Below are 25416 nucleotides of genomic sequence, written 5' to 3' on the forward strand. Positions count from 1 at the left end.
CACCGACAGCGTGTGCAGCAGGTAGTACGGGATGCCGATTTCGTAGGTGTACCAGTTGCCGATTTCGCCGACGTTCTCGTTGTACTGGCTGGCGTGGATCAGTTCGAGCGCCGCCTTGACGCGGTCGAGCACCACCGGGTCGCCGGACAGCGCGCCGCCCGGGGTGCCCCAGTCGACGGCGATCGCGCGCAGCCGCGCGTACATCGAGGTGGTGTAGTCACTGCCCGGGCCGAGTGGCAGGTCCGTCCACAGTGGAGCACCTCCGCCGGCGACGGACAGGCTCGCGTTGTAGGCTTTGGCGACCCGGCCGAGGTTGGCCAGCGCCGCGGTGCGTTCGGGCGACGGCCGGTTGATGCCGGTCTGCAGCTGCCGGTACGCGGCGACGATCGGCGCGGTCGCGGCGGGCACCGGACTGGCCGCTTGCGCCGCGGAAGTGGCCGCGGCGTTCGCGGCGAAGGCCGGACGGGTGAGGAGCACGGTGGAAGCGGCCGCCAGGGCACCGCCGCGCAGGGCATTTCTCCGGTTCACGGGCATGACAATGCCTCCCAGGATCAAGACATCCTTGGCTTGCGGGAAAGGGATTCAGTTGTGCGGCGGCGGATTTTGTTGCCTGAAGGCACCTTCAGGGACAACGGGTGTCCTTGAAGGTGCCTTCACGGCTCTCGGCGGCCGGAAACTGTCGGTGCCGAGCGATAGGCTGGAAACGGGGGGCGCCCCCGCGGGTCGGTGGCGCCGGATCAACGGGAACTGTCGGTGCCGGACGATAGAATGGAACCGGGGGGCGCCCCCGCGGGTCAGGGGAATACAGCGGGTCAGCGGGAGCCGTCGGTGCGGCGGGGCAGCTGCCAGGGGTTGGCCTCCTGCAGGGGTTCGGGCAGCAGGGCGTCCGGGAAGCCCTGCCAGGCGACCGGGCGCAGGAACCGCTCGATCGCCGCGGTGCCGACCGAGGTCGTCGTCGGGGCGGTGGTGGCCGGGTACGGGCCGCCGTGCTGCTGGGCCCAGCTGACCGTCACTCCCGTGGGCCAGTCGTTCCACAACAGGCGCCCGGCGATGCGGGCCAGGGCCGGCAGCACCGGCCGGATCCAGTCCGCGTCGGACTGCTCGCCGTGGATCGTGGCGGTGAGGCCCGGTTCGATGACGTCGAGCAGGCTCAGCAGTTCGGCCTGGTCGGCGTACGTGACGATCAGCGACGCCGGCCCGAAGCACTCTTCGTGCACCGTGGCGCCGCCCTCGAGGAACTGCTTGCCGGTGGTGGCCAGCAGCGTCGGGGTGAACGCGGGCGAGGAAGAAGCCGACGAAGACACGACCTCGACGCCCGGCACCTCCCGCAGCGCCGAAAGCTTCGAGGCGTATCCGGAAGCGATGCGGTCGTTGAGCATCGGCTGTGCCGCGGCGCCGTCCAGGGCCGCGCGCAACGCGTCGGTCAGGCCGTGGTCCTCCGGCAGGAACAGCAGGCCCGGCTTGGTGCAGAACTGGCCGGCGCCGAGGGTGAACGACCCGGCGTAGCCCTTCGCCACGGCTTCCCCGCGCGCGGCGATCGCGGCCTCGGTGACCACCACCGGGTTGACGCTGCCCAGCTCGCCGTAGAACGGGATCGGCCGCGGCCGCGCGTTCGCGATGTCGAACAGCGCCCGCCCGCCGGGGATCGAGCCGGTGAACGACGCCGCCGCGATCCGCGGGTCCTTGAGCGCGGTGACGCCTTCCTCCTGGCCGAAGATCACGTTGAACAGGGCCGCCGGCGCACCCGCCTCGATCAGCGCCTCCCGCACGATCGAGCCGGTCTGCGCGGACAGCTCCGGGTGCCCGGGGTGGGCCTTGAGGACCACCGGGCAGCCCGCGGCCAGCGCGGAGGCGGTGTCACCACCGGCGACGCTGAACGCGAACGGGAAGTTGCTCGCCGCGAACACCAGCACCGGCCCGATCGCGGTCTTGACGCGGCGGATGTCCGGACGCGGGCCCATCGGCCAGTCCGGGTCGGCGTGGTCGACGGTGGCGCCGAGGTACTCGCCGTCGGTGAGCACCTCGGCGAACAGGCGCAGCTGGAACGTCGTGCGCTTCAGCTCGCCGGCCAGCCGCGGGGTCTCCGGCAGGTGCGTCTCGGCGTGCGCCAGCGGGACCAGTTCGCCGGCGGCGGCGTCGAGGGCGTCGGCGACGGCGGTCAACCAGCCGGCCCGTTCGGCCGGGGTCGCCTCGGCGGCGGGACGGGCGGCTTCGGCGGCTCCCGCCAGGATCTTCTCGAGCGTGGCGGCGTCAGTGGCCTGGCTCATCGGTACAGCAGCTCCTCAGTTCTCATGGGCGGCGGCGGTGGCCGTGCCCAGGTCGTCCCAGCGACCCGGACCGGCCAGTCCGAGGTGGTACAGGTGCAGCTCGGCGGCTCCCGCCTTGGCGAGCTCGCCGACGTACGCGGCGATGTCCGGCACCGGCGCGGCGGCGACCGCCGTGATGTAGCTGGCGATCGCGACCCGTTCGGGCAGGGCCTCCCGGGCCGCCGCGACGGCCTCGGCACCCGTCGCGGGGGCCCACCCGAACAATACGACCGCGTCGACGTCGTCCGGCGCGGACGGCGTCAGCCCGGGCAGCGCGCCGGTGACCCACGGGTCGAGCGCGCCGTGCAGCACGATCCGGGTGCCCGGCGGCAGCGTGGCCAAAACGGCGGCTCGCAGCTCGTCGGTCGTCTTCTGCCTGACTCGCAGCAGCATCTGGGTCAGCTCCGGCGGCAGGTTGTCGGCCGTCAGAAGCAGGTCGCCGGTCGCGATCAGCCGCCGGACCTCCTCGACGAGCTGGGCCCGGACGGTGTCCGCATCGACGTCCCACGCAGCGGCGCAGGCGTCGCAGCAGCAGATCGACAGCAGCCGGGCCACCGCGGGCGCCCACACGCCGTCGGTCTTCTCGTGCTGGTGCTGGTGCACCGCGCCGAGCGGGCCGCAGGCCTCGAGGATCACCGACGACAGCTCCATGCCCGCGACGGCCTCCGCGGTCACGTTCGCCGCGTACTCGCGCACGGCAGGCTGCGCAGGGCACAGCGCCCACGGATAGGCCTCGCCGAAGCAGTTGCGGACCACGACGTCCGGGTGCTCGTAGCCGAGCTGGGAGTTGTGGGTCAGCACGATCCAGGCGGCGGCCGGGATCCCGGCCTCGTTGAGCAGCCGGACGGCGTCGCCCCCGGAGTCCTCGCCGGACACCCAGTCCGGAGTGGACGGACGCAGCGTGCCCCACGCGTCCGGGCGCACCGGGCGGTGGAAAGCCGCGTGCCGCGCGACCACGGCCGTGGTCGACGGCGACCACGGCGTCGCCGCGCGGGCGCTGTGGTACGACAGCGCCACGGCCACCTCGTCGACGTCGAGCGCCTGGACCCGCGAAACGAAACCGGATTCCAGCACGTCCCAGGGGTAGGCGTATCCCGTCACCTTCACCGGTTCACCACCTCGCCGTGTTCGCTTCGAACCCGGGCACGTACTTCCGCATGTAGGTCCCGTCGTCCCGCTTGGTCAGTCCACATCGGACGTAGTTCTCGTGCAGCTTCGCCAGCGCGTCCTCGTCGAGGGTGATCCCGAGCCCCGGGGTCGTGGGCACCGCGACGGCGCCGTCGGTGAACTCCAGCACACCCGGCTCGATGACGTCCTCGACCTTCCACGGCCAGTGCGTGTCGCAGGCGTAGGTCAGGTGCGGCGTCGCCGCGGCGACCTGCACCATCGCGGCCAGGCTGATCCCGAGGTGGCTGTTGGAGTGCATCGACAGGCCGACGCCGAAGCTCTCGCACGTCACCGACAACGCCTGCGTGGCGCGCAAGCCGCCCCAGAAGTGGTGGTCCGACAGCAGCACGCCGATCGCCCGCGCCCGGAAGCCCGGCTCGACGTCGCCGAAGTTGACCACGCACATGTTGGTGGCCAGCGGCATCGACGCCCGCTCGGCCACCCGCGCCATGCCTTCGATGCCCGGCGTCGGGTCTTCGAGGTACTCGAGGACACCGTCGAGCTCCTCGGCGACGCGGATGCTCGTTTCGACCGTCCAGGCGCCGTTCGGGTCGATCCGCAGCGGGTGCCCGGGGAACGCTTCGGCCAGCGCGCGGACGCCGTCGACCTCCTGGGCCGGCTCGTAGACCCCGCCCTTGAGCTTGATCGAGCGGAAGCCGTACTCGTCGAACATCCGCTTCGCCGACCCGACCAGCGTCTCGGGCGTGGTGATCTCGCCCCAGGAGTCTTCGCGGCCGTCGATGTGCTTGCCGTACTTGTAGAACAGGTAGGCGGAGAACTCGACGGCGTCGCGGGCCCGGCCGCCGAGCAGGTCGGTCACCGGACGGCCCAGGAAGTGCCCCTGCGCGTCCAGGCAGGCGACCTCGAACAGCGAGTACACGCTCGCGACCGTCTTGCGGATGGAGAAGCCGCCGATCAGGCCGTGCGCGTCGGTCAGCACCGTGTCCGACAGCGCTTCGGCGACCAGCCGCTGCAGGCCGGGCAGGTCGAACACGTCGTGGCCGCGCAGCCGCGGCAGCACCTTGCGCACCTCGCCGAGGAAGGCGTCGTCGCCGTAGGACTCGCCGAGCCCGACGATCCCGTCCTCGCACCGGACCTGGACGACGCTGCGCAGCGCGAACGGCTCGTGCACGCCCATGACGTTGAGCAGCGGCGGGTCCGCGAAGGCGACCGGGGTGAGCACCACGTCGAGGATCTGCATCAGCCGAGCCCCTTCAGCGTCACGAAGCCGTCCTCCACGACCTTCTCGAGCCGGCGGACCTGCTCCGGCGTCGGTTCGACCAGCGGCGGCCGGACCGGGCCGACCTTGTCGCCACGCAACCGGGCGGCGGCCTTCACGAGCGAGACGGCGAAGCCGGGCGTCTCGTCCCGCAACGCCACCAGCGGCAGGTAGAACCCGGTGAGCAGGGCGTCCATCACTCGCGTGTCGCCTTCGCCGAGCGCGCGGTGGAAGCGGTGGGCGATCTCCGGCGCGAAGCAGTGCACCGCCGAGGAGTACCGGGCGACGCCGATCGCGGCATACGCCTTGGCCGAGACCTCCGCGGTCGGCAACCCGTTGAAGAACAGGAAGTTCCGCGCCCGCTCGGTGTCCAGCGACCGGATCGTGGTGACGATCCGCGTCATCACCTCGACGTCGCCGTAGCCGTCTTTGAGGCCCACGACCGACGGGATGTCCAGCAGTGCGGCCGCGGCCGGCGCGGTGAACACGCCGGTGCCGCGGTGGTACACGATGACCGGCACGAACGAGTCCCCCACCGCGTACCGGACGAAGTCGACCAGGCCCGACGACGGCCCGGTGACCAGGTAGGGCGGCAGCAGCAGGACGCCGTCCGCGCCACCCGCCTGCGCCGCCGCGATGCCGGCCCGCGCCGACGCCGCGCCGCCCCCGGCGCCCACCCAGACCGGGACGCGGCCGGCGGCCACCTCCCGGGCCCGGGTGAGCACCGAGGCGTGCTCGGCGGGCGAGAGCGAGCTGAACTCGCCGGTGCCGCACGCGACGAACAGCGCACCGGCGCCCGCCGCGATGTGGCTCTCCACGTTCTCCGCGAGCGCGTCGAGGTTGACCTCGAGGTCCTCGGTGAACGGGGTGAGGGGGAACGCCAGCAGGCCGTCCAGCTCGATCTCGTTCTGTGCCATCAGTTTTCTGCTCTCTCGTCCTTTTTCGGTTCGGCCGGGTGTGGCCTGCGTCAGGCGGGCACGGTCGTGCCTTCCTTCTTGCGGTCGACGTCGTCGTCGGCGAGGTTCACGGTGTCGACGATCTCATCGGCGGCCGCGCTGCGCTCGGGAGCGAGCAGCCCGAGGCCGATGTAGAGCGCCAGCGAAACCAGGATCGGGGTCGCGACCAGCACGGTCTGGTTCGCCTTGAACACGTAGTACACCAGCGCGTAGTCGATCAGGCCGCCCGCCCAGGAGATCAGCGCCGCGCGCGGGCCGCACTTGCGGAACCACGGCAGCATGCCCAGCAGCAGCGGGATCGAGATCGGGCCCATCAGCGCGGCGACCCAGTTGACGACGATCTGCAGCACGCCGCCGAGGTTCTGCGCCTGGGTGGCCACCAGCATGGTCAGCGCGACGAAGATCACCGTGGTGATCCGCGCGGCCTTCAGTCCCTGGACGTCGGTCCACTGCCGGGTGCGGCGGAACATCGCCGGGATCATGTCGCGGGTGATCACCGCGGAGATCGCGTTGGCGTCGGAGGACACCATCGCCATGGTGTGCGAGAAGATCCCGGCCAGCACCAGGCCGACCAGGCCCGGCGGCAGGAACGTCGTGGTCATGATCGCGTAGGACTGCGTCGGGTCCTTGACGCCCGGGATGAGCAGCGGTGCCGCGAACATCGGGAACATCAGCACCAGCGGCCACAGCAGGTACAGCGCGGACGAAAGCCGCGCGCTGCGCTTGGCCTCGTGGGTGTTGGGCGCGGCCATGTACCGCTGCGCCAGGTTCCACATGCCTCCGTTGTACTCCAGCGTCTTCACCAGCACGTAGACGAGCAGGAAGATGGTGGTGTACTTGGACGTCACCGGGTCGACGTGGCCTTCGGGCAGCTTGTCCCACATCGTCCAGAGCGCCGAGATCCCGCCCAGCTTGCCCAGCACCACGACGATCATCACGATCGCGGCGATGGCCTGGATGACGAACTGGCCGAAGTCGGTGAGCGCGTCGGCCCACAGGCCGCCGATGGTGCAGTAGACCAGGGTGACCGCGCCGGTGATGAGGATGCCGAGGTTGTAGTCCAGCCCGGCGAAGACGTGCAGCAGCGTCGCGACGGCGAACCACTTGGCCGCGATGTCGAAGATCTTCAGCAGGCTGCCGCTCCAGGCCAGCGCCTGCTGCGTCGGCACGTTGTACCGCTTGGCCAGGTACTCCAGCGGTGAGGCGACGCCGAGCTTCGAGCGCAACCGGTTCCAGCGGGCGGCGAACAGCCAGCTGCCGATGCCCACGCCGATGCCGATGCTGGCGAAGCCCCAGAAGTACACGGTGACGCCGGTGGTGTACGCGACGCCCGCGTACGCGACGAAGAGCACGGCGCTGTAGCCGGACATGTGGTGGGAGATCCCCGCCAGCCACCACGGCATCTTGCCGCCGGCCGTGAAGAAGTCCTTGACGTCGCTGACTCTCTTGTGCGACCACCAGCCGATCACGATCATCAGCGCGAAATACGCGCAGACCATCGCCCAGTCGAGTGCGTGCACCGCAGGCTCCCTTCCGCGTCCACGATGATGCGGTCTCGAATGAGATGTTCACATCCATGAACGGAGTCTGTTATAGTGATTATGTTCATCCATAAGAACGTTGTTCGGGACGCTAATATGGCCGGGGTCACAAGTCAACGGCCGGACGGAGGCGCACAAATGCCGCAGAAGGTGGACAACCCGGCAGCGGCCGACGGCGCCCCCGCCGAGAGTTCGGGCGTCAAGTCCGCACGGCGGGCCGTCGACCTCATCGAGACCTTCGCGGCGAACGACGTCTGGCTGTCCTTGTCGGACCTGCACGCGCGCACGGGCTTCCCGCGCTCGTCGCTGCACGGCCTGCTGCGGACGCTGCTGGAGGCCGGCTGGCTGGAGGCGGACGCGAACACCGCCCGCTACCGCCTCGGCGTCCGCGCGCTGATCTGCGGCACGGCGTACCTGGACCGCGACGCCGTCGTCCCGTTCGCCACCGAAGCGCTGGAGCGCATCCGGGAGAAGACCGGCTTCACCGCCCACTTCGCGCGCCGCAACGGCACCGAGGTCGTCTACCTGGAGACGCGGGAGTCGCAGCGGTCGACGCACCTCGTCTCCCGCGTCGGGCGCACGCTGCCCGCGCACGCGACCGCGCTGGGCAAGGCCCTGCTGGCCGAGCTGACGCACGACGAGATCGAGGCGCTGATGCCGGCGACGCTGACCGCGCTGACGCCGAACACCATCACCACGCTCGAAGGCCTGCACGCCGAGTTCGCCGCCACCCGCGAGCGCGGGTACGCCGCCGAGGTCGAGGAAGGCACGCTGGGCGTCCGGTGCGTCGCCGCGGTGATCCCCTACCGCATCCCGGGCACCGACGCGATCAGCTGTTCGATGCCCATCGCCCAGGTGACCGACGACGACGCCCGCCGCGTCGGCGAACTGCTCGCCGAGACCACCGCCGAGCTCGGGCAGCAGCTGCGCCGGGCCGGCATCCGTTAACCCTTTTGTGTGAAAGGAACCCCATGACGGACCAGCGCGTGCTCATCACCGGGTCGGCGGGAGTCGTCGGCACCCTGATGCGCCCCCGCCTGCGGCGCCCGGGCCGGGTGCTGCGCCTGCTCGACCTGGCCCCGCAGACGGCGTCCGACGCCTCCGAGGAGATCGTGACGGCCTCGGTGACCGACCCGGCGGCGATGGCGGAAGCGTGCGAAGGCGTCGACGCGCTGATCCACCTGGGCGGGCACAGCCGCGAGAACTCGTGGGAAGCGACCCTGGACGTCAACATCAACGGGACGCAGACGGTCCTGGAGGCGGCGCGGGCCGCCGGGATCCAGCGGGTGATCCTGGCGTCGAGCAACCACGCGGTGGGCTTCCGCCGCATCGATTCCGACCTCCCGGCGGACTCTTCACCGCGACCGGACACGTTCTACGGGGTCAGCAAAGCGGCGATCGAGGCACTGGGCAGCCTGTACCACTCCCGCTTCGGCATGGACGTGATCGTGATCCGGATCGGATCGTGCTTCGAGACACCGCTGCCCCTGGGCCCCCGCGGCCTGACGACGTGGCTGTCCCCGGACGACGGCGCCCGGCTGTTCGAGGCATGCCTTTCGGCGCCTTCGCCGGGATATCGGCTGATCTGGGGCGTCTCGGACAACACGCGCCGGATCTACTCGCTGACGGAGGCAGAGGCCCTGGGCTACAAGTCCCTGGACGACGCAGAGGTGTACGCGGACCAGCTGGCTTCTCGCCCGGCGCCGACAGGACCGGCGGCCGAGTACGTCGGCGGCCCGTTCTGCACCGCGCCGTTGGGCGTGTTCAACCCGCTCTGACGCCCGCTTTCGGTGGCTCCGAGGTGGCTCCGCCCTCTCGGGGCCGCCGGCGACGCTGCGCGCAAAGCGCTTCGGGAGCACCTCCGACGTCGAATCGAGGGCGAGCCACCAGAACGTCCGCTTCTGCCGATGGGCGGCCGATCTGTCATCAGGTCACCACACGAAGGGAACGAGCCGGGCCCGGTTCTCGGCAAACCGGAGGTAGCGATCGCCCAGCGCTTCATCGAGGGCGCGTTCCTCGGATGCGGAGGCGGTAGATCAACGCGACCAGCAACACCGCGAGGGCACCCGCAGCACTGACCCAATTGCCCGCGATCAGGCCACCGCCGGAGAAGATGACCAGCAGGCCGGTGTAGCTCGGATGACGCAGGGCTCGGTAGGGACCACGGTCCACGACGAGCTGTTGTTCGTTCGTCCGCACCGTTACGGTGAACAACTCTCCCAGGCTGACGAAGGACCACCAGCGCAGGAGCAGCCCGAGCCACACGATCACGGTCCCGAGCGGGAACAGCCACGCTCCGCCGATGCCGGCAGCCGGACAAATCGCGCGGCCGACCGGCCAGAGCAGAATCGCGACGAAGAACATCACCCGGAAGAGGACCTCCGCGCGGACATCGACGAGTTTCGCCTCAGTGACGCGCGCGGAACGCCTGCACCAGTTCGCCCGTCGCGAAGGCGCCGGCGCCGATGACCAGGACGGCCCTGGCCACGTCCGAAAGCTCTCCGAATGGTGCGAGCACAGCGGCATTGTCACACCGAAACACCGCACGTCACCACCGGCAGCCGGGTGCCGACCTGAGTGCGCGCTCATGCCGACGAGCGTGAGTCATGGGGCCGGGATCCTGCCTCATCCCCGCCGCGCAGTGCGGGTGGCGGGGACATCGATGATCATCGCGCGGCGGCGTGTTCCACAGTGGGAGGCGCCGAGTTGTCGCTGCCCGTGGCTGGTCGGGCCCGCCACAGCGAGATGCCCAAGCCGATCAACGCTACTCCGGTCGGAACGGCCAACAGCCGGTTGAACGACTCCGGGAGCACCGCGAGCGCGACCGTGGCGACGGTGCCCGCGGCAAGCAGCGCCGACGCCCACCGGGCGAGGACGCGCGCCCGGAACAACGCGATGCCGAACAGGCAGCCCCCCGCGAGATAACCGACGGAGCTGACCGCGATGACGGTCTGCATGCCGCCGATGTCATGGGTTGCGGTGCCGCCGAAGGCGACGGCGAGGACGTCGGCGACATAGCCGGGCGCCGTGGCTGCCAGCGCGGGCAGAACGGCGGCGGCGACCACCTCGATGCTGAACATCAGCAGGTAGCCGGCGGCGAACAAGACGTAGCCGAGGAAGCCGAGAATTCCCGTCTGCCGGACTTGACGCAGGTACATGCCGGTGATGCCGACGAGCGCCAGCGCGGCCATGAGCGCCTTCGCCGTGCCGCGCACGGCCCAGTCGGTGGTGGTGACCAGCGAGACGTCCATGGCCGGGTGGCCGACCTGGACCGCGATGAACAGTGCCCCCGCGATCGCGGCAGCGATTCCGGCGGCCCGCGAAAGGCCCCGTTCGCCGGGCGCCATGGAGAACTGCTTCGTCTTGCCGGGTCTTGGCGTGGCACTCATGCCTTGCTCCTCCGAAAGGGATTCAACCGAGGTGTACAACGTACACCTCTACCGAGCCCAAGCTAGGCGTACGATGTACACCTGTCAAGACCGGGCCACCGGTCAGAAGGTGGAGGACCCGATGCAGGACACCGCCGCGGCCGGCGGCCGGGAGCGGCTCAACCGCGCCAAAGTGCTGGGCGCTGCCGTCGAACTGGCGGATGAAGGCGGCTTCGAGGCCCTGACCATGCGCAGGCTCGCGGCCCAGTTGAGCGTCGTGCCCATGGCGCTCTACAAGCACGTGGCGGACAAGCGCGAGCTCCTCGACGGCATGGTCGACCTGGTCTTCGCCGAGGTCGAGGTCCCCGTCGACGTCGACTGGCGGACCGCCATGCACCGCCGCGCGGCATCGATGCGGCAGGCTTTGCTCCGTCATCCGTGGGCGGTCGGCCGGATGGAGACAGGTACCCCAGGACCGGCGAACCTGCACCACCACAACGCCGTGATGCGGTGCCTCCGCCGTGACGCGGGCTTTCCCTTCCGCATGGCCGTGCACGCGTACAACCTGATGGACGCCTACGTCTACGGGTTCGCCCTCCAGGAGAAGACCCTCGCCGGCGACATCCCGGCGGAAGCCGCGCGGCGGCAAAAAGCCGTCGTCGACCGGAAGCCGTCGGAACTCGAGGACTACCCCTACCTCGCCGAGGTGGTCACCGAACTGGCAAAGACCGGGTTCGCCTTCGCCGACGAATTCGAGTTCGGACTCGACCTCATCCTCGACGGCCTCAGCCGGATGCCCCAGCAAGCCTCCCGCACAGCGGCCAGCGGGTCGGACTCACCGCTACGGCCGTCAGCCCGGTAGCGCCACATCCCGAATGTCTTGCCGGCGCCGCACCCTGACCACATCGACCCCACACCAACGTCCGCTCATCAGCGTAAGGCGTTCTGTGTCAAGCAGTTGGTCGGTGCCTCGTCCGTCGTCGGTCCCTGCATAGCGGTCATGGGGGTGATCCCAGCAACGTGTAATCGGGTTGGTTCGACGACGGACGGGGCTGCCCATGATGAGCGTCGAGATCACGATGTGTGTCTCCATGCCGCGTGGGGCTCGCCCCGACCGCCTGCTTGGTGACCGCCTCGCTCAGGCAGCGATAGCCGACGAGGTGGTGATTCGGGTGCCGTGTGTTGCGATCTGGGGGTCCCATCGGCAGCCGGTGGTGATCACGGCGTGCAGGTGGCGCAGGATGCTCGCGGCGATCACAGCTTGCGCCTGGGTCGGGGTGAGCTTGTTCTCGGCGCGGCTGGTCAGGTGCTGGTAGCGGGCGGCGTAGACGGGATTGGCGCGCTGGGCGCCCCAGACCGCGCGCCAGGCGGCCAAGCGCAGGCTGGGTCGGCCCTGGCCGGTGAGTTTGGTTCGTCCGGTGAAGGTGCCGGAGGTCTTCTCCCGGGGTGCGAGGCCGGCGTGTTTGACCACAGCGCGAGCCGAGGTGAACCGGGTGAGGTCACCGGTCTCGGCCAGGATCGCCGCCGCTCCGATCGCCGACAGCCCGACGATGGAGGTGACCAGGTCGCTCAGCCGCAGCTCGTCGAGCACCGTGAGCATCCGGTTTTCGGTGTCGGTGAGTCGACGCTGGTCCTCGGCCCAGTCGGCCAGCAGCAGATGCACCCGTTCCAGCGCGCCGGCGCGGTGGGCGATCACCCCGCGCGGGTCCCCGAGCGCCGTGAACAGGTTGCGCACGATCCGCAACGATGGTTTCTGACCGCCGCGGCGGGTGATCTCGCGGCGGACGAGGTGTTCGAAGCGGGCCAGGCCCAGACGGCGGGTCCGGATCAGCTCGCCGTGGTCGCGGTCGCAGATCACGCGCATCGCTGCTGCCCAGGTGCGGGATCGGAAGGGTTGGCGGGCGGTGTCCAGGGCGGCGGGCCAAACGCATTCGAGCAGGGCCCGGATCTGCTGGATCTGGCTGGTCATGTCGACGATCAGCTGTTCGCGGCGGGCACCGAGGTGGCGCAGCCTGCCCCAGGTCTCGTCGACTGGTTCGGGGATATAGCAGCGAAGTTGCGCGGTCAGCCGGGCGATCAGCACGGCATCTTTCTCGTCAGTCTTGTCGTGGGTGAGGTCTTCAGCGCGCCGGGACCAGGAGGTCATCGCTGGTTGGACACAGACGAACGGCATGCCACGGTCGGCGGCAAGTTGGCCCAGCACCCGCCACCGGTGTCCGGTCGGCTCACATGCCACCGTGACCGCCGAGTGGCCAGCCGTGCGGGCTCGCTGGGCTGCCCAGTCCAAGGCAATCCCGAGATCCCAAGCGCGGCAGCGGAAGGTTTTACGTGCCAGTACTTTCGAGTCGTGGTCAGTGACAACGACCATCTGTTTGCTGTCGGCGAGGTCGATGCCCACGATCGCATTCTGGGCGGGGACCAGCGCGCGGAGCCGGGCCAATCGGGTGTTGCGGTTGCGGTCACCCCGGGAGATCCCACTACTGTTACCCATGAACGTCCTCCTCATGCGATGGGACACCAAGCCCGACAAGCGCATCAGGGGACGTTCCCACGTCGAGCACCGACACGCAGAACATCTGTCTATGCCGACGATCGGACGTCAGGGTCGTTAGGTGGACAATGCTTCATTGCGCACCGCGCTTCTGGTGGCGAGGGCAGCCGAATCCCTCGGTTGCCTGCAGCCGGGCGACTGGCCGGATGTCGCGGTCAGCCTGCTGCTGGAAGGACCTGAAGATCCTGCGATCGCCGAGCTGGCCGGGTTGAACCTGGATTGTGGCTGCACCGAAGTCGATCTCGATACCGAGGCGGACCTGCAATCAATGCCGACGCGTTCCACGCATCGCCGCCCGTCTCAAACTACCGCCAGCACACCTGGGAAGTTTTGGCTACACCATTCCCCCGAGTCGAACATGGCAACGAGAGATATACCGAAATCAGGCTCCGCCGGAGCCGGACACAAAGGAGAGTTTGCGCTTACCACCTTGCGAACATTCGGCGTCGTCATAACTCTGGCCGCCGCCGCGGTCGTGACCACCGGTGCTCCGGCAATCGCAGCACCCTGCGGACATCTCCTCCAAGGAACCGGAAACCCCTACGCGTACTACGACAACTGTTCCGATGCGACATACAAGATCAAGATTGCCATCAGGCTTGCTCCGGACAAGACTCTCTGCGTCAGTCCGGGGGTCACGGATATCGGCCGGAAAGCCTTCATCACGGGCGCCGAGTACGCAGGCGGCGACGGCTGCACTGCGCCACCGAGGTAATCGACTTGAACATTTGTCCGATTGACATAGCATTTCGGCGTATCCAACCTCGTCCGCGCCAGCCGTGAGTGGATCGCCGACTTCATTGATCACCTCGATCGTGGCCGACCGTCTGTGCGGATCCATACCGAGGTTCACCGGCAGGAGGTTCTCCCTTGCCTCAACGTGTCAATGTCAGCAAGGAGGGCACCACCACTTCGAGCAGAACGATGAGCGGGCAAGCGGTGACAGGGTTCAGGAGCGCCTGAGGGCGTTGCGGACCAGGTCCAGTGTCTGGTCCGCGGTGAGGCCGAGGTGACGGCACGCGGCGGTGAAGTCGCGCGCCAGCTGGTCGGTGCGGGCACGTAAGGAATTGCCGGCTTCGGTGACGATGGCTCCGCGTCCTCGGCGCAGTTCGACCAGCCCCTCGTCGCGCAGTTGCTGGTATCCGCGCAGGATCGTGTGCAGGCCGACATTGAGCGCGGTGGCGGCTTCCCGGGCCGGGGGCAAGCGGTCGCCCGGTCGGATCGAGCCGTCGGCGATGCCCGCCCGGACCGACTGGGCGACCTGGTCGGCAAGCTGCCACGGCGAGGACGGGTCGATGGAAATCAGCATCGGCGGGTCAGGCTCCCGTTGTCGTACCGGTGGTCCGGTCCCGTGCCAGCTCGCCGTTGACCAGCGCAACGGCGGTCGCCGCGTCGCGGAGACTGACGACGAAGGGCCGGTCGCCGGTCAGCCGCAGGATCAGCACCGGCCGCCGGCGCCCGGTGACGTACCCACGGCACCGCTTGTTCTCGGTAAGTCCCCAGCCCGCGGCCGGGGCACGCTCGGCGATCTCGGCCTGCCGCACGTACTCGTAGGACACACGGCGTTGCGCGCGGCCGAGCAGGGGCAGGGCCACCAGCACGCCGACGCTGTCGATCCGGATCCTCGCCTTGGCCTGCAACACCATGAACAGTCCCAGCGCCAACAGCATCACGGCGCCGCCGGGCTCGTACAGCGCCAGCAGCGCCACTGGCGCACACAACAGGAACACCAGGCCGGCCACCCGGGCTTTGACCGACCACACCACTTCGCTGAACATCGCCCGTTCCGTCCGACCCAGGTGCCGGGCCGGCAGGTCCGCCGGAGGAGCCTCGGCCGCTTCCGGCAACGCCGGCACCGGGCCGGCCAGGAACCATCCCACGACGCCACCGAGCAGCCCCACCACCGGCGGCAGCATGTCGTACCACCACGCCATCGGCCGGCCGGGATAACCCTCCACGTCGAGCACGGCGAGCACGTCGCAGGCCGCCTCGACGGCGGTCGTCGTGCTGGCCGTCCAACTGGCCGCGACCGCTATCCGTTGCAGGTGCGGCCAGTGCCGTATCCGCCAGAACACCGCCCCGAACAGGGCTGCGCTCAGCAGCCAGTACAGCCATCCGGCACTCCACGACGACCACGTCGGAGCGAGGTAGGCGTACTGCGGCCCCACCCGCGACCAGCCCTCCACGTACGCGTGATCCGGCAAGCGATCCTCGTAGACCGTGACCAGCAGCCACGGCACCGCCGCCGCACACACGATCGGAGCCATGGTCAGCCACAGCCGCCTGACCCTGCCGCTTCCCGCCCACCCTCGAACGTTCACCGCCACCACCCCATTTGTTACTAAAGTAGCGTAACAAGTGACACCATTAGGCGACGGCCGCGCGGCACTTGTCAAGTGCACTGCAGCGGGTACGCAAGGCGCGCTCATGCCGAGGAGTGTGTCGGATGGCCGGGAACTTGACCGCATCGGGCGAAGTCAGTTCGAGGCCCGCCGATAGTGGTCGCGACCGGTCAGTTCGACATCGTCCATCACGATCACCGTTGGGGCCAATGCGGCAACCGGCTCCGCTGGCAAGGATCTATCCCGACCCACCCGTGCGGCGAGACGGCTCGTGTCCGCAGCGACCTTCACCTGTGCAGCGGGTGACACTTCCAGTGGGCGTGCGGTGCGCCGAACTCGAGCACGTTTTCGTCGAGGGCGTTGACGATCGTGATCCGGCCGGTCTCGAAGACGAAGCTGACCGCGACGGAACCCTCATAGGTGCCGCCGTGGGATTTGGGCGTGTTCGGCGTGGTCCATTGGAGGAGTTCAACGGCGTGGAGCCGCTGGTCCTGTACTGCCAGCAACTCGGGCACCGCGTCGTGGCGCCAGCTGAGGTGGAAGACGCAGTCGTCAGGATGCCCCCAGTCGCCAGAGGTCCAGGTGGGTTGCCCGACGGGGTCGATCGTGTTCCAGGTGATCGACAGATCGTCGAACTTGTAGTGGTTGACCTCGGTCTGCTCACCGTCAAAGTCCAGCAGGACCGGGCCATCGGCGAACCATTCGTCGGCGTCGAGGTCCCACAGCAACCAGGCACGGCGCAGGCGACGGCCGACCAACGCGCGCAGCCGCCGGCCATGGGCGATGGTGATGGCTTGGCGCCCGCTCAGCCAACGAGGCTGATAGCCCCGGATGTCAAAATACGACACCGACAGATTATCCAGGTCTCACCGCGCCGACGCATCCAGCCGGTCGCACTCGCGAGTCCTATGACGACAACGCGCGCTCATGCCGCTGACCGATCGTTCGGGCACGGCCGGCCGTCGAGGGTAATCCCGGGTGGCATCCACGCCTCGGTGAACTCGCCGCCGGTCACGCCGGGCCCGCGCTCGTCTCCGACGCGGCGGAGGCTAACGGCGAGGCCGGCGGGCGCTCGCCCGAACCGGGGCACGGCTGGGCGACCATCTCTACCCTTTTCGGGTGAGGTCAACCCGGGCCCGTCCCTTGGCGTGTAATACGTAGAACGTCGACAGGGGAGGTGGTCCGGCGTGCCGCCGGAAACGCGCACGGAGGGGCCGGTCGCGGACTTGTTCCGCCGGCACCGGTCCGATCTGCTGCGGCTGGCCGTGCTGCTGCTCGGGGACACCAGCCAGGCCGAGGACGTCGTCCAGGATGCCTTCGTCGCGCTGCACCGGCGCTGGCCCGTGCTCGCCGACCCGGCGGCCGCCGCCGGGTACCTGCGGGTTTCGGTGGTGAACGGGGCCCGGTCGGCGCACCGGCGCCGCGCCACCGTCCGGCGGCACCTGCGGGTCGGCGAACCTGAGGCACTGCCGGCCGCCGACGCCGGGCTGCTGCTCGCCGAAGAGCACCGGAGAGTGCTCGCCGCGGTCCGGCAGCTACCGCGCCGGCAGTGGGAAGTGCTGGTGCTGCGGTACTGGTCCGGCCTGTCCGAGGCCGAGATCGCCCGGACGCTCGCCGTCTCCCGCGGGACGGTCAAGACCTGCGCCTCCCGCGCCCTGGCCAAGCTCGAAGACCTGCTCGGAGGACCCGATGGGCACTGAAATCGAGGACCGGCTGCGGCGCGCCTTCGCCGCCTTGGCGTCCGCTGTGGACGTCCCGGACACCGAACCGGAGCTGCCGAGGCGACGCCGCTGGGTGCCCGTCGCCGCCGTCGCGGCCGCCGTCGTCGTGGTGGCGGGCGCAGTGGCCTTCGCGCTCAGCCGGCCCGACCCTCCCCCAGCCACGCTCGCCGTATCGACTCCGCCGCGCACCACGGCGCCGCCGTCGTTCGCCTTCGCCCTGCTGACTCACTGCGGAGTCGACGAAGCGAAGGTCGGCAACACCTACTTCGAAGCCGAGACGCCGCTGAGCGGCCCGGCCCGCAGCGCGCCCGCGGGCTGGGACGACCCGTACCAGCACGGCACCGTGACGCTGTACCCGCCGGACGCCGCCGTCTTCCACGACGCCCGCGGGCACGAGGTGCGGTTCCGGGCCCGTCCCGGGGCGACGGGGTTCAAGCACCTCTGCGACTGACCGGCCGCCCGCCCCCGGCGGGCGACCGGTGCCGCGATCAGTTGCCGTGGTTGTAGATCTGGTACAGCTCGTCGAAGTCGTGCGCGTCCGGCAGCGAGTTGATCGGCGGTGCCTCTCCCTGCGTCATGCAGCTCGAGTTGTCGAACCGGTGGGCCAGCCCGAGGACGTGCCCGAGCTCGTGCTGCGTGCTCTTGCGGGCCTGGGTCGAGGTGGTCACCGTGAAGTTGTTCAACTGCACGTAGACGCCCTCGTAGTTGTGCCCCGCGGAATCCCAGCCGTTCGGGAAGTACGTGACCCCGTAGATCCCGTCGTTGGCGTTGTATTCACTGACGTTCACGCAGTGCAGCCAGCTGCCCGGGCAGCTGGATTCGTAGTAGGAGTCGACGCCCTGCGCTTCGTTCCACTTGTACGTCGCGGTGGTCACCGGCCATTTCGCGCCGGTGTGGTCGACGAAGTAGATCTGCGAGTGAGCCAGGCCGTTGTGCGCCCAGTGGTGGCCGAGGGAGTGGTCCTGCGGCCGCACCGGCGGGACATCCAGCGCCGGCTTGCTCTTCGGCCACGCCCGCGCGCACAGCTGCGTCGACTTCGCCGCAGCCAGCGGTCCCGAATCGGCGCGGTCGAGTTCCGCGACGCCGGACAGCTTGCCGTCCGCGGTGAAGCACGCCACCCGCGAATCGCCGTCCTCGGCCACCCAGTCGTAGGCCTGCGCCCGCATTTCCGCCTTGCTCAACGGCGGCGCCTGCTCCCGCTTGATCTTCGCCGGGTCCAGCACCGGCCGTTTCGCCGGGTTGATGTTCGCGGGCGCGGACGGTTTCCCCTGCCCCGGCGCCGCACCGGCGACTCCCGTGGTCAGGCCGGCGCCGAGCACCACGGCCAGCACGGCCGCGAGACCGGCGCGCCGCGCGGTGGTTCTCCATGATCGAGACACGTTTCTCCCCTTGACGACGTGCTTGAATGCGAACGGCCGCGACACGGCGGAGCCGGGCAGCACAAGAGAAAGCGAACAACCCCCCGAGTCCCCCCTTACGGGCGAATCCGCCCGCGACCGGCTTCCGAGTCTGCTCCCCGATGCCCGGAGTCAACAATCGACTGGACGAGTGAACGACTTTCACACCGAACGCCTTCCCCGGTGGAGGGAGCACGAAGCCTTGCGGGTGCCGAGTGTGACGAATACCGATGCGTTGTACCCCAAGGCGTTGCCCCTCGGGTCGACCTCGATGACGGGCAGTTCGAGACGCTCCGTCTCGTCGAAGAGGCGGGTCGGTGAACATACGATCGCGCTCAAGCAGGTTGCACTGCTGGCGCACCAAGGGTTTCTCGTGCTTCCGCCGGGTCGGGCGCACCTGCGGGGGCAACACCGCCGCGGACCAGCCGGTGCGGGCCCGAATGACAGACGGGAGAGGAGATAGCCGTCCCGCGGCGGGCGGCCGCCTCATCGACGCCGTCGAGGACAAGTTCGAAGTCGTCGCCGCCGGGGAGGCCGTGGCCATCTTCGCCGGCCACGACATCCGCGCCCTCCGGCCCGACCTCCCCGCGATCCCCCTCGACGGCGTCGATCCGTCCCACGTCGTACTGGCCACCCGCGCCGACGACCGCAGCCGCCTGGTCGCGGCGTTCCGCAAGTACGCCCAGGCCCACCTGGTCAGACCGGAGTCTTCCTAGCAGTGGCGCGCATCCCAGTGGCCGTTCCCGTTGTCGTCGTATTCGTAGACGGTCATGTTGCCTTCGTACATCCAGCCGGAATTCGCCTGGTCCGCTTCGCGGACCCACCACCATGTGTGGTGGGAGCTGTTGGTTACGTAGCACCAGAGCCAGACCTTGGTGCCAGAGGGCAGATTGTTCTTCGCGCTGCATTCAACGGAGGGCCCTGTCCGCAGGCTGTGGACCCCGACCACAAGCCCGTATCCCTCACCGTTGGCGTCGTGGTTCGGGCTTCCGGGGCACGCCTCGGTGGTGGCTGACGCCGCGGCGCCGCCGCCCACCGTCAGCGCCGCGCCCAACGCGATCGTCGCCATCGCCGTGGTGAGCGCCTGTCTGACAACCTTCATGTTTCTTTTCCCTTCGTCGTCGTGTCGGGTCAGTGTGCGGTGGCGCGGTCCGGCCGGTCTTGGAAAAAACCGAACTCAGTGCACGGCAAGGGGCGCGCTGGTGACGTGTCCGGCCAGCCGATCGGTCAGCAGCGCCTGCATAACCGGTGCTCCCGCGCGGATGCGGCGGAATTCCGCGGGCGTGCAACTGGTGAGGGCCTTGAAATCGGTGCCGAGGTGCGCCTGGTCGTAGTAGCCGGAATCCACGGCGACCTGCGCGAGGGGCCGGTTCCCGGCGGTCAGCAGGTGCAGCACGTTCTGGAGCCGGAGAATCCGGGCCAGCCGCTTCGGGGGAAGGCCGAGTTGCTGCCGGAAGCGGCTTTCCAGGTGCCGTCCGCTCCACCCGACTTCGGCCGCGAGCGCCGAGATGGCCAGCCGTCCCCGGCTGCGCCGGAGCCGCTGCCAGAGGTGCTCGACCTGCGGTGACCAGGCCGGGCCCGCGTCGAGCCGGTCCAGGAGCAGTTCGTCCAGTAGCGCGAACCGCTCCGGCCAGTCCGGCAGGGCAGCCAACGCGCCCGCGACCACCGGAGCCGAGAAGCCGCACGGTTCCGTGAGGTCGACGATCCGGTTGGCCAGCTGGTCGACCGGCAGACCGAACAACGTGAACGCGGCGAGCGACGTCATCGAGACCTCGATACCGGACAGCCGGCCCGAATGTTCGCTGATCACCGCGCCTTCGTGCGGTCCCGCGACCGGTGAGACGGCGGTGGCCGGAGACATCACGTGCGTCCCGGCACCCCGGAACCGCAGCGGCTCGCCGAAGCCGAGGAACATCGTGACCACGTCCACCGGGAGTTCCAGCCGCCGCCGCGGCACCTCCATGCCGAGGCGGCAGCCGCGGTAGCCGAGTACCTGCCCCCGCAGCCGCGGGTGCGGCGGCCAGGACACGACTTCCCACACACCGGCGGCCGTGAGGCCGTGCCTGATCTGAACTCGCATGGCCGAGAACGCTACGGAGATCAAGACGCCGGATCGTCCCGCGCCGGTAAGAGATCCGGCTATGACGACGGCAGCAGGTCCGGGTTGCGCGTCAACCACGGGGGTATGCCGGAGGGGGATGCGCACGGCCGCGGGGATCGTTAGTGTCGGCCGGTGCACCGGATCATCTTCGTGCGAGGGGATACCCGCGCCGGGGACCTGGCGCTGGCCTTGACGCAGCTCGCCATGATGTGTCTCGTCGGCGCGCTGTTCCGGCGCGAGGGCGACCAGCCCTTCGACTGGTGGGCTTACGTGCTGACCGGGGTGATCTGCCTCCCGCTCGCCGCCCGCCGCGCGGCGCCGATGGCCGTCCTGCTCGTGACGTCGGCGGCGTACGTGATCTACGCGGCGGGCGGGTACCTTGCGGGCTTGCACCTGTGGGGCCCGCTCGTGGCTTTCTACAGTGTCGCCGGGCTGAAACCGCCCAGGGTGACGGCGATCGGCGCCGGGGTGATGGCGGGGGTGATGGTCGCCAGCGGCTTCGCGATGCGAGGGCCTTTGGTCGCGATCATCGCCGAGGCGGTCGCCGTTCCCGCGGTGGGGTGGGCGCTGGGCAACGTCTCCCGGCAGCTGGAGCAGCGGAACCGGCAGCTCGCAGAAGCGACCACACAGCTGGAATACGAGCAACGGCAGCACATCGAACAGGCGGTGGTGCAGGAGCGGTTCCGGATCGCGCGGGAACTGCACGACGTCGTCGCGCACCACATGTCGATGATTTCGATGCAGGCGGGCCTGGCGGGTTACGTCTTCGACACCGACCCGCAGACGGCGCGGACAGCGGTGGACACGATCGGCGCCACCAGCCGGGAAACGCTCGACGAGATGCGCCGCCTGCTGGTGCTGCTGCGCGAGTCGGATCTGGAAGATGCCGACGGCGCACCCGCACCCGCGCCGGGGCTGAACCTGTTGCCGGGCTTGGCGCAACGGGCCGAGGCGGCCGGGGTCGACGTCGCGTTGCACACCTCCGGCGATCTGGAAAGCCTGCCCTCGGGTCTGCAGCTGGCCGTGTACCGGGTCGTCCAGGAGGCCACGACCAACGTGATCAAGCACGCCGGCCGGTGCCGGGCCGAAATCACGGTCCGCCGCGAGCCGGGAGCGATCCACGCGACGGTCCTCGACGACGGGCCCGAGCGTGCGCGAACCGGCACCGGTGGATTCGGGCTCACCGGAATGCGGGAGCGCGCGAGGCTGTACGGTGGGACTCTCACCACGGGAGCACGACCCGACGGCGGGTTCGCCGTGCAGCTGAGCATCCCGTATCCCTGATCGGTGAGCGAAACCCGTTCCGCATCGGAAGAGTCCCACCGGGGGAGGACGACTCCACATGGTCTCCGTACTGGTCGTCGACGATCAGCCGCTGGTCCGCGCCGGCCTGGCGGCCCTGCTGCACGCGGCGCCGGATCTCGACGTGGTCGGTGAGGCCGCCGACGGCGAACAGGCCATCGCCCGTGCCGCGGCCACCAGCCCCGAGGTCATCCTGATGGACGTCCGCATGCCGGGCCTGGACGGGATCACCGCCACCCGCCGGATCCTCGACGGCGCCGCCGAACAGCCGCCGCGGATCCTCATCCTCACGACCTTCGACCTCGACGAATACCTCTACGACGCCCTCGCCGCCGGAGCCGCGGGATTCCTGCTCAAAGAGGCCGAACCGGCCCGGCTGCTGTCGGCGATCCACACCGTCGCCGCCGGCGACCTGCTCTTCGCCCCCGTCCTCACGCGAAGGCTGATCGAAACGTACGTACGGCACCGCGCCCCGCTGGGACGTTCCGGCGCGCTGCGGAACCGGCTCGGCATGCTCACTGATCGTGAATGCGAGATTCTGCGGCTGGTCGGCACCGGGATCACCAACGCGGACATCGCGCAGCGGCTCGCCATCACCGAGGGCACCGTGAAAACACATCTCAGCCGGGTGATGACGAAACTCGACCTCCGCAGCCGCGCGCAAGCCGTCGTGATGGCCTACGAGTCGGGACTGGTCGTGCCGGGAGCGGTCGAGACACCGTAACGAGTGTGCGGCCGCCAGGGCATTGCGAAGAGTGGCGCCGCTCAAGCAGCTACAGCCTCCGGCACACCACCTACACGGGCAACGCACGCAAGTAGCCGATGACAGCGTGCTCAGCTCGCACGAATTCGCCTCGCGGCGGGCCACTTGCTGCGCGATGATGCCGCGGTGCGGACAGGTGCGACGTTCCGGCTCTCCGGTGACCAAGGCGGAAGCGCTGCGACGGTGACTCGGCTTCTTGGCTTGGAGCCGACACATTCGTTCGAGGCCGGAGACCGGGTAGGGCGTCGTTCGGCGGCCATCCGCCGGGTGTCGCTGTGGATGCTGTCGTCGGACTTGCCGTCCGACCGCGAGCTCGCCGATCACCTTCACCTGCTTCTCGACCGGCTCGAGCCGAAGGCTGAAGCCTTGTGGCAGCTGACCACTCAGGGGTACGTGGCCGACTGGTTCTGCTTGGCGGCGTCGCAGGCGACCGAACACGCTATCGAGCTTGACCGGCCGCTTCTCCAGCGGTTGCTCGCGGTGCCCGGTGATCTCCTCCTGGACGTCATGGGTGACGACGACTGACACCGGCGCTTTCAGTGCACCAGGGCGGCCAGTGCCGACGGGGTGACCGCCGCGCGGCCCGTCGTGTGCTGGTAGCCGCGCACGATGTCGCGGCAGCGGGCCTGCCGCCCCAGGCGGCGTTCGGCCCGCAGCAGCCGGTTGCGCCGCGGCGGTGGGTAGGCCGATGCCAGGCGGGCGAGCAGTTCCCGGCGGTCGGCGCCGGCCGTGCGCATTGCCCAGTCGGCGCCGGGATCGAGCGCGAACAGCACCAGCGCGACGTGCTCGATGCGGTGCTCGCGTTCCCGGCGGGCGAGGGCGAGGCGCAGCGACGCCGCGTAGGCCGCTTGGACGTCCAGGCCGATCGGCGGTACCGCCCGGGCGCACCGGCGCCTGGCTTTCCCCGCTCCCAGCGGGAACAGGGGCGCCTTGACCGGCCGGTCCGCCAGTTTCGCCGGCAGCGGGCCGAGATCGATGCCCAGCACGTTCAACGCCTCGCGGTCGGCGGCCACGCCGGCGCCGTCCGGGGCCGCCTCCCGAACCGCCCGCTCGATCCCGGCGAGCCCCGCCAGGGGGCCCTCCGTGAGGGCCAGCAGCAGGTGTTCGCTGCCGACGCGGGCGTGCCCGAACTCTCGTGCCAGCTCGCCGGCGCGGCGGAACGCCTGGCCGACCGCCGGATGATCCCCCTTGAACATCAGCCCTCCCGGCCGCGGTGCTTGCGGTGCACGGTCTGCTTGGTGACGCCGAGCCGGTCGGCGATGTCCTGCCACGACCAGCCGGCTCGCCGGGCCGCCGCCACCTGCTCGGTTTCCAGCTGCTCGGCCAAGCGTCGCAGCCGCGCGACCGCCCGCAGCGCGATGTCCGGGTCGGAGCTGCGCACGGTGTGCTCGAAATCGGTCATCAGGCTCACTGCGTCAGCATATGCTGACTCGACCAGGTCGTCAACATATGCTGACATCCCGGCCCCTTGGTACTGGTACCTTCGCGGCTTCCCGCGTCCCGGGACCACCGCCAGGGTGACGGCCATGATCTTGAAATCCCGCCGCGCCCGGAAGTGGACGCTCGTCGTGGCAAGCGTGCTGGTCGTCGTGCTCGGGGCCGGGTACGCGCTGCTCCAGGTCGCCGACTCGCGGACGTTCCAGTTCTCCGGCACCCTCGTGAACCGCGTCGACACCGGCGAAAAGCTGGTCGCCCTCACCTTCGACGACGGGCCCGATCCCGCGGGCACCCGCCCGGTCCTGGACACGCTGAAGAGCCGTCAGGTGCCCGCGACCTTCTTCCTCATCGGCCGGGACATCGCCGCGCACCCGGACCTCGCGCACGACATCGCCGCCGCCGGGCACGAAATCGGCAACCACAGCTTCTCCCACGACCGCATGATCGGCGTGACGCCGTCCTGGGTGGCCGACGAGGTCGAAGCGACCGACGCGCTCATCCGGGCAGCCGGCTACACCGGCGAAATCCTCTTCCGGCCCCCGAACGGCAAGAAGCTCTTCGCCCTCCCGCACTACCTCGCCGAGCACCACCGCACCACGATCACCTGGGACGTCGAGCCGGATTCAGAAGGCAGCCCCGACGCGGCCGCCCTCGTGCGGACCACCGTCGACCAGGTCCGGCCGGGCTCGATCGTGCTGCTGCACGCGATGTACCCGGCGCGCGACCAGACCCGCCAGGCGCTCGGACCGATCCTCGACGGGCTCAAGCAGCGCGGCTACCGGTTCGTGACCGTGTCGCAGCTGCTGGCAGCTCGACGCTGACGACCCACTCACCCCCGCGCGGCCCGTGGCTCAGCGTGCCCCCGGCCGCCGCGGCCTGCTCCGCGAGCCCGGCCAGCCCGTGGCCGTCGCCTCCGGACGATGTTCCCTTGAGCGTGTTCCGCGCGGTGATCGTCAGCCGGTCGCCGGCATCGACGTCGAGCCGTAGCCGGACGCCGGGACCGTTGTGGCGCAGGGCGTTCACCGCCGTTTCCGCGACGAACCGCTCGGCCAGCTCCCGCACCGGGCGCGGCAGCGCGGGCAGCACCGGGTCGCGGTCGAGGACCAGTCCCGCGGTGCGGAGCCGGGCCAGCACCTCGGCGAGGTCCGGGCCGCGCTCGGCGTCGTCACGCAGGTCGTCCAGCGTGCGGCGGACGAGCGTGAGGGCGCCTCGGCCCGCGGCCAGCAGGGTGTCGAGGCGCGCGGC

General features: G+C 69.8%; 27 protein-coding genes and 2 pseudogenes. 11 read left to right on the forward strand and 18 right to left on the reverse strand.

Translation table 11 applies throughout. The annotated features are described in order from the left end of the window. The 6 genes and pseudogenes from ACFVYA_RS41830 to ACFVYA_RS41855 form a co-directional block, all read right to left on the reverse strand. A pseudogene (locus ACFVYA_RS41830) lies at window positions 1–534 on the reverse strand (hyaluronate lyase); the annotation flags it as partial. 278 nt (window positions 535–812) lie between these two features. Continuing rightward, on the reverse strand, window positions 813–2267 hold the full coding sequence (locus ACFVYA_RS41835; RefSeq protein WP_387053098.1) for an aldehyde dehydrogenase (NADP(+)): 1455 nt from the start codon (window positions 2265–2267) through the stop codon (window positions 813–815). Between the two features lie 15 nt (window positions 2268–2282). Further along, complete coding sequence (locus ACFVYA_RS41840) at window positions 2283–3413, reverse strand: hypothetical protein (RefSeq protein ID WP_387053100.1); 1131 nt, start codon at window positions 3411–3413, stop codon at window positions 2283–2285. Between the two features lie 4 nt (window positions 3414–3417). Next, window positions 3418–4674, reverse strand: coding sequence for a glucarate dehydratase family protein (locus tag ACFVYA_RS41845; RefSeq protein WP_387053102.1), 1257 nt, complete (start codon window positions 4672–4674; stop codon window positions 3418–3420). Then, window positions 4674–5609 carry a 5-dehydro-4-deoxyglucarate dehydratase gene (locus ACFVYA_RS41850; RefSeq protein WP_387053104.1) on the reverse strand — a complete coding sequence of 312 codons (936 nt, stop codon included), beginning with the start codon at window positions 5607–5609 and terminating at the stop codon, window positions 4674–4676. The genes ACFVYA_RS41845 and ACFVYA_RS41850 overlap by 1 nt, the downstream gene beginning before the upstream one ends. Before the next feature lie 50 nt (window positions 5610–5659). Beyond that, on the reverse strand, window positions 5660–7168 hold the full coding sequence (locus tag ACFVYA_RS41855; protein WP_387053106.1) for a sodium:solute symporter family protein: 1509 nt from the start codon (window positions 7166–7168) through the stop codon (window positions 5660–5662). A 159-nt stretch (window positions 7169–7327) separates the two neighbouring features. On the opposite strand from ACFVYA_RS41855, the gene ACFVYA_RS41860 reads away from it, so the two are divergent. Next, window positions 7328–8137: an IclR family transcriptional regulator gene (locus ACFVYA_RS41860; RefSeq protein WP_103338629.1), complete on the forward strand. Its 810-nt coding sequence runs from the start codon at window positions 7328–7330 to the stop codon at window positions 8135–8137. 23 nt (window positions 8138–8160) lie between these two features. Further along, window positions 8161–8967: an NAD-dependent epimerase/dehydratase family protein gene (locus tag ACFVYA_RS41865; protein ID WP_387053108.1), complete on the forward strand. Its 807-nt coding sequence runs from the start codon at window positions 8161–8163 to the stop codon at window positions 8965–8967. A 220-nt stretch (window positions 8968–9187) separates the two neighbouring features. Here the strand turns inward: ACFVYA_RS41865 and ACFVYA_RS41870 are convergent, their stop codons facing one another. Both ACFVYA_RS41870 and ACFVYA_RS41875 read right to left on the reverse strand, forming a co-directional pair. Then, entirely contained in the window at window positions 9188–9553 is a 366-nt protein-coding gene (locus ACFVYA_RS41870; protein WP_387053143.1) for a methyltransferase family protein, read from the reverse strand. Window positions 9554–9855: 302 nt separating this feature from the next. Further along, the gene (locus tag ACFVYA_RS41875; protein WP_387053110.1) at window positions 9856–10578 is read right to left on the reverse strand and encodes a hypothetical protein; all 723 of its coding nucleotides are present in this window, start codon (window positions 10576–10578) and stop codon (window positions 9856–9858) included. A gap of 121 nt (window positions 10579–10699) precedes the next feature. Here ACFVYA_RS41875 and ACFVYA_RS41880 point away from each other — a divergent pair, with 121 nt between their 5' ends. Next, a complete protein-coding gene (locus tag ACFVYA_RS41880) occupies window positions 10700–11419 on the forward strand; it encodes a TetR/AcrR family transcriptional regulator (protein ID WP_387053112.1) in 720 nt (239 codons plus the stop codon). Window positions 11420–11695: 276 nt separating this feature from the next. Here ACFVYA_RS41880 and ACFVYA_RS41885 read toward each other — a convergent pair whose 3' ends face one another. Then, on the reverse strand, window positions 11696–12955 hold the full coding sequence (locus tag ACFVYA_RS41885; protein WP_387053114.1) for an IS110 family transposase: 1260 nt from the start codon (window positions 12953–12955) through the stop codon (window positions 11696–11698). 214 nt (window positions 12956–13169) lie between these two features. Between ACFVYA_RS41885 and ACFVYA_RS41890 the strand changes: the two genes are divergently transcribed. After that, window positions 13170–13823: a DUF6355 family natural product biosynthesis protein gene (locus ACFVYA_RS41890; RefSeq protein WP_387053116.1), complete on the forward strand. Its 654-nt coding sequence runs from the start codon at window positions 13170–13172 to the stop codon at window positions 13821–13823. Between the two features lie 234 nt (window positions 13824–14057). Here the strand turns inward: ACFVYA_RS41890 and ACFVYA_RS41895 are convergent, their stop codons facing one another. The 3 genes from ACFVYA_RS41895 to ACFVYA_RS41905 form a co-directional block, all read right to left on the reverse strand. Then, window positions 14058–14417 carry a GntR family transcriptional regulator gene (locus ACFVYA_RS41895; protein ID WP_387053118.1) on the reverse strand — a complete coding sequence of 120 codons (360 nt, stop codon included), beginning with the start codon at window positions 14415–14417 and terminating at the stop codon, window positions 14058–14060. A 7-nt stretch (window positions 14418–14424) separates the two neighbouring features. Next, the gene (locus tag ACFVYA_RS41900) at window positions 14425–15375 is read right to left on the reverse strand and encodes a hypothetical protein (RefSeq protein ID WP_387053120.1); all 951 of its coding nucleotides are present in this window, start codon (window positions 15373–15375) and stop codon (window positions 14425–14427) included. Between the two features lie 362 nt (window positions 15376–15737). Continuing rightward, window positions 15738–16298: a hypothetical protein gene (locus ACFVYA_RS41905; RefSeq protein ID WP_387053122.1), complete on the reverse strand. Its 561-nt coding sequence runs from the start codon at window positions 16296–16298 to the stop codon at window positions 15738–15740. 339 nt (window positions 16299–16637) lie between these two features. Between ACFVYA_RS41905 and ACFVYA_RS41910 the strand changes: the two genes are divergently transcribed. Beyond that, window positions 16638–17150, forward strand: coding sequence for an RNA polymerase sigma factor (locus ACFVYA_RS41910; protein ID WP_285993225.1), 513 nt, complete (start codon window positions 16638–16640; stop codon window positions 17148–17150). After that, the gene (locus tag ACFVYA_RS41915) at window positions 17140–17622 is read left to right on the forward strand and encodes a hypothetical protein (protein ID WP_387053124.1); all 483 of its coding nucleotides are present in this window, start codon (window positions 17140–17142) and stop codon (window positions 17620–17622) included. Before ACFVYA_RS41910 ends, ACFVYA_RS41915 begins: the two co-directional genes overlap by 11 nt. Before the next feature lie 37 nt (window positions 17623–17659). On the opposite strand, the gene ACFVYA_RS41920 is transcribed toward ACFVYA_RS41915, so the two are convergent. After that, a complete protein-coding gene (locus tag ACFVYA_RS41920) occupies window positions 17660–18550 on the reverse strand; it encodes a hypothetical protein (RefSeq protein ID WP_387053126.1) in 891 nt (296 codons plus the stop codon). A 458-nt stretch (window positions 18551–19008) separates the two neighbouring features. Here ACFVYA_RS41920 and ACFVYA_RS41925 point away from each other — a divergent pair, with 458 nt between their 5' ends. Then, window positions 19009–19284, forward strand: coding sequence for a hypothetical protein (locus ACFVYA_RS41925; RefSeq protein ID WP_387053128.1), 276 nt, complete (start codon window positions 19009–19011; stop codon window positions 19282–19284). Here ACFVYA_RS41925 and ACFVYA_RS41930 read toward each other — a convergent pair. Both ACFVYA_RS41930 and ACFVYA_RS41935 read right to left on the reverse strand, forming a co-directional pair. Further along, window positions 19281–19670, reverse strand: a complete 390-nt coding sequence (locus tag ACFVYA_RS41930; protein ID WP_387053130.1) for a hypothetical protein — start codon at window positions 19668–19670, stop codon at window positions 19281–19283. The genes ACFVYA_RS41925 and ACFVYA_RS41930 overlap by 4 nt on opposite strands. Before the next feature lie 75 nt (window positions 19671–19745). Beyond that, window positions 19746–20648 carry a helix-turn-helix domain-containing protein gene (locus tag ACFVYA_RS41935; protein ID WP_387053132.1) on the reverse strand — a complete coding sequence of 301 codons (903 nt, stop codon included), beginning with the start codon at window positions 20646–20648 and terminating at the stop codon, window positions 19746–19748. A 153-nt stretch (window positions 20649–20801) separates the two neighbouring features. On the opposite strand from ACFVYA_RS41935, the gene ACFVYA_RS41940 reads away from it, so the two are divergent. The 3 genes from ACFVYA_RS41940 (at window position 20802) to ACFVYA_RS41950 (ending at window position 23259) form a co-directional block, all read left to right on the forward strand. After that, a complete protein-coding gene (locus ACFVYA_RS41940) occupies window positions 20802–21953 on the forward strand; it encodes a sensor histidine kinase (RefSeq protein ID WP_387053134.1) in 1152 nt (383 codons plus the stop codon). Window positions 21954–22011: 58 nt separating this feature from the next. Next, complete coding sequence (locus ACFVYA_RS41945; RefSeq protein WP_387053136.1) at window positions 22012–22695, forward strand: response regulator; 684 nt, start codon at window positions 22012–22014, stop codon at window positions 22693–22695. Between the two features lie 144 nt (window positions 22696–22839). Continuing rightward, window positions 22840–23259: a DUF4279 domain-containing protein gene (locus ACFVYA_RS41950; RefSeq protein ID WP_387053138.1), complete on the forward strand. Its 420-nt coding sequence runs from the start codon at window positions 22840–22842 to the stop codon at window positions 23257–23259. Between the two features lie 11 nt (window positions 23260–23270). On the opposite strand, the gene ACFVYA_RS41955 is transcribed toward ACFVYA_RS41950, so the two are convergent. After that, window positions 23271–23930 carry a Clp protease N-terminal domain-containing protein gene (locus ACFVYA_RS41955; RefSeq protein WP_387053140.1) on the reverse strand — a complete coding sequence of 220 codons (660 nt, stop codon included), beginning with the start codon at window positions 23928–23930 and terminating at the stop codon, window positions 23271–23273. After that, a complete protein-coding gene (locus ACFVYA_RS41960) occupies window positions 23930–24136 on the reverse strand; it encodes a helix-turn-helix domain-containing protein (RefSeq protein WP_199191314.1) in 207 nt (68 codons plus the stop codon). Before ACFVYA_RS41960 ends, ACFVYA_RS41955 begins: the two co-directional genes overlap by 1 nt. Window positions 24137–24260: 124 nt before the next feature. Between ACFVYA_RS41960 and ACFVYA_RS41965 the strand changes: the two genes are divergently transcribed. After that, entirely contained in the window at window positions 24261–24992 is a 732-nt protein-coding gene (locus ACFVYA_RS41965; protein WP_285993239.1) for a polysaccharide deacetylase family protein, read from the forward strand. Here the strand turns inward: ACFVYA_RS41965 and ACFVYA_RS41970 are convergent. Beyond that, window positions 24934–25416: pseudogene (locus ACFVYA_RS41970) on the reverse strand (histidine kinase); the annotation flags it as partial. The gene ACFVYA_RS41965 and the pseudogene ACFVYA_RS41970 sit on opposite strands and share 59 nt — an antisense overlap.

The sequence above is a fragment of the Amycolatopsis sp. NPDC058278 genome (assembly GCF_042881395.1).
Taxonomy (GTDB): Bacteria; Actinomycetota; Actinomycetes; order Mycobacteriales; family Pseudonocardiaceae; genus Amycolatopsis.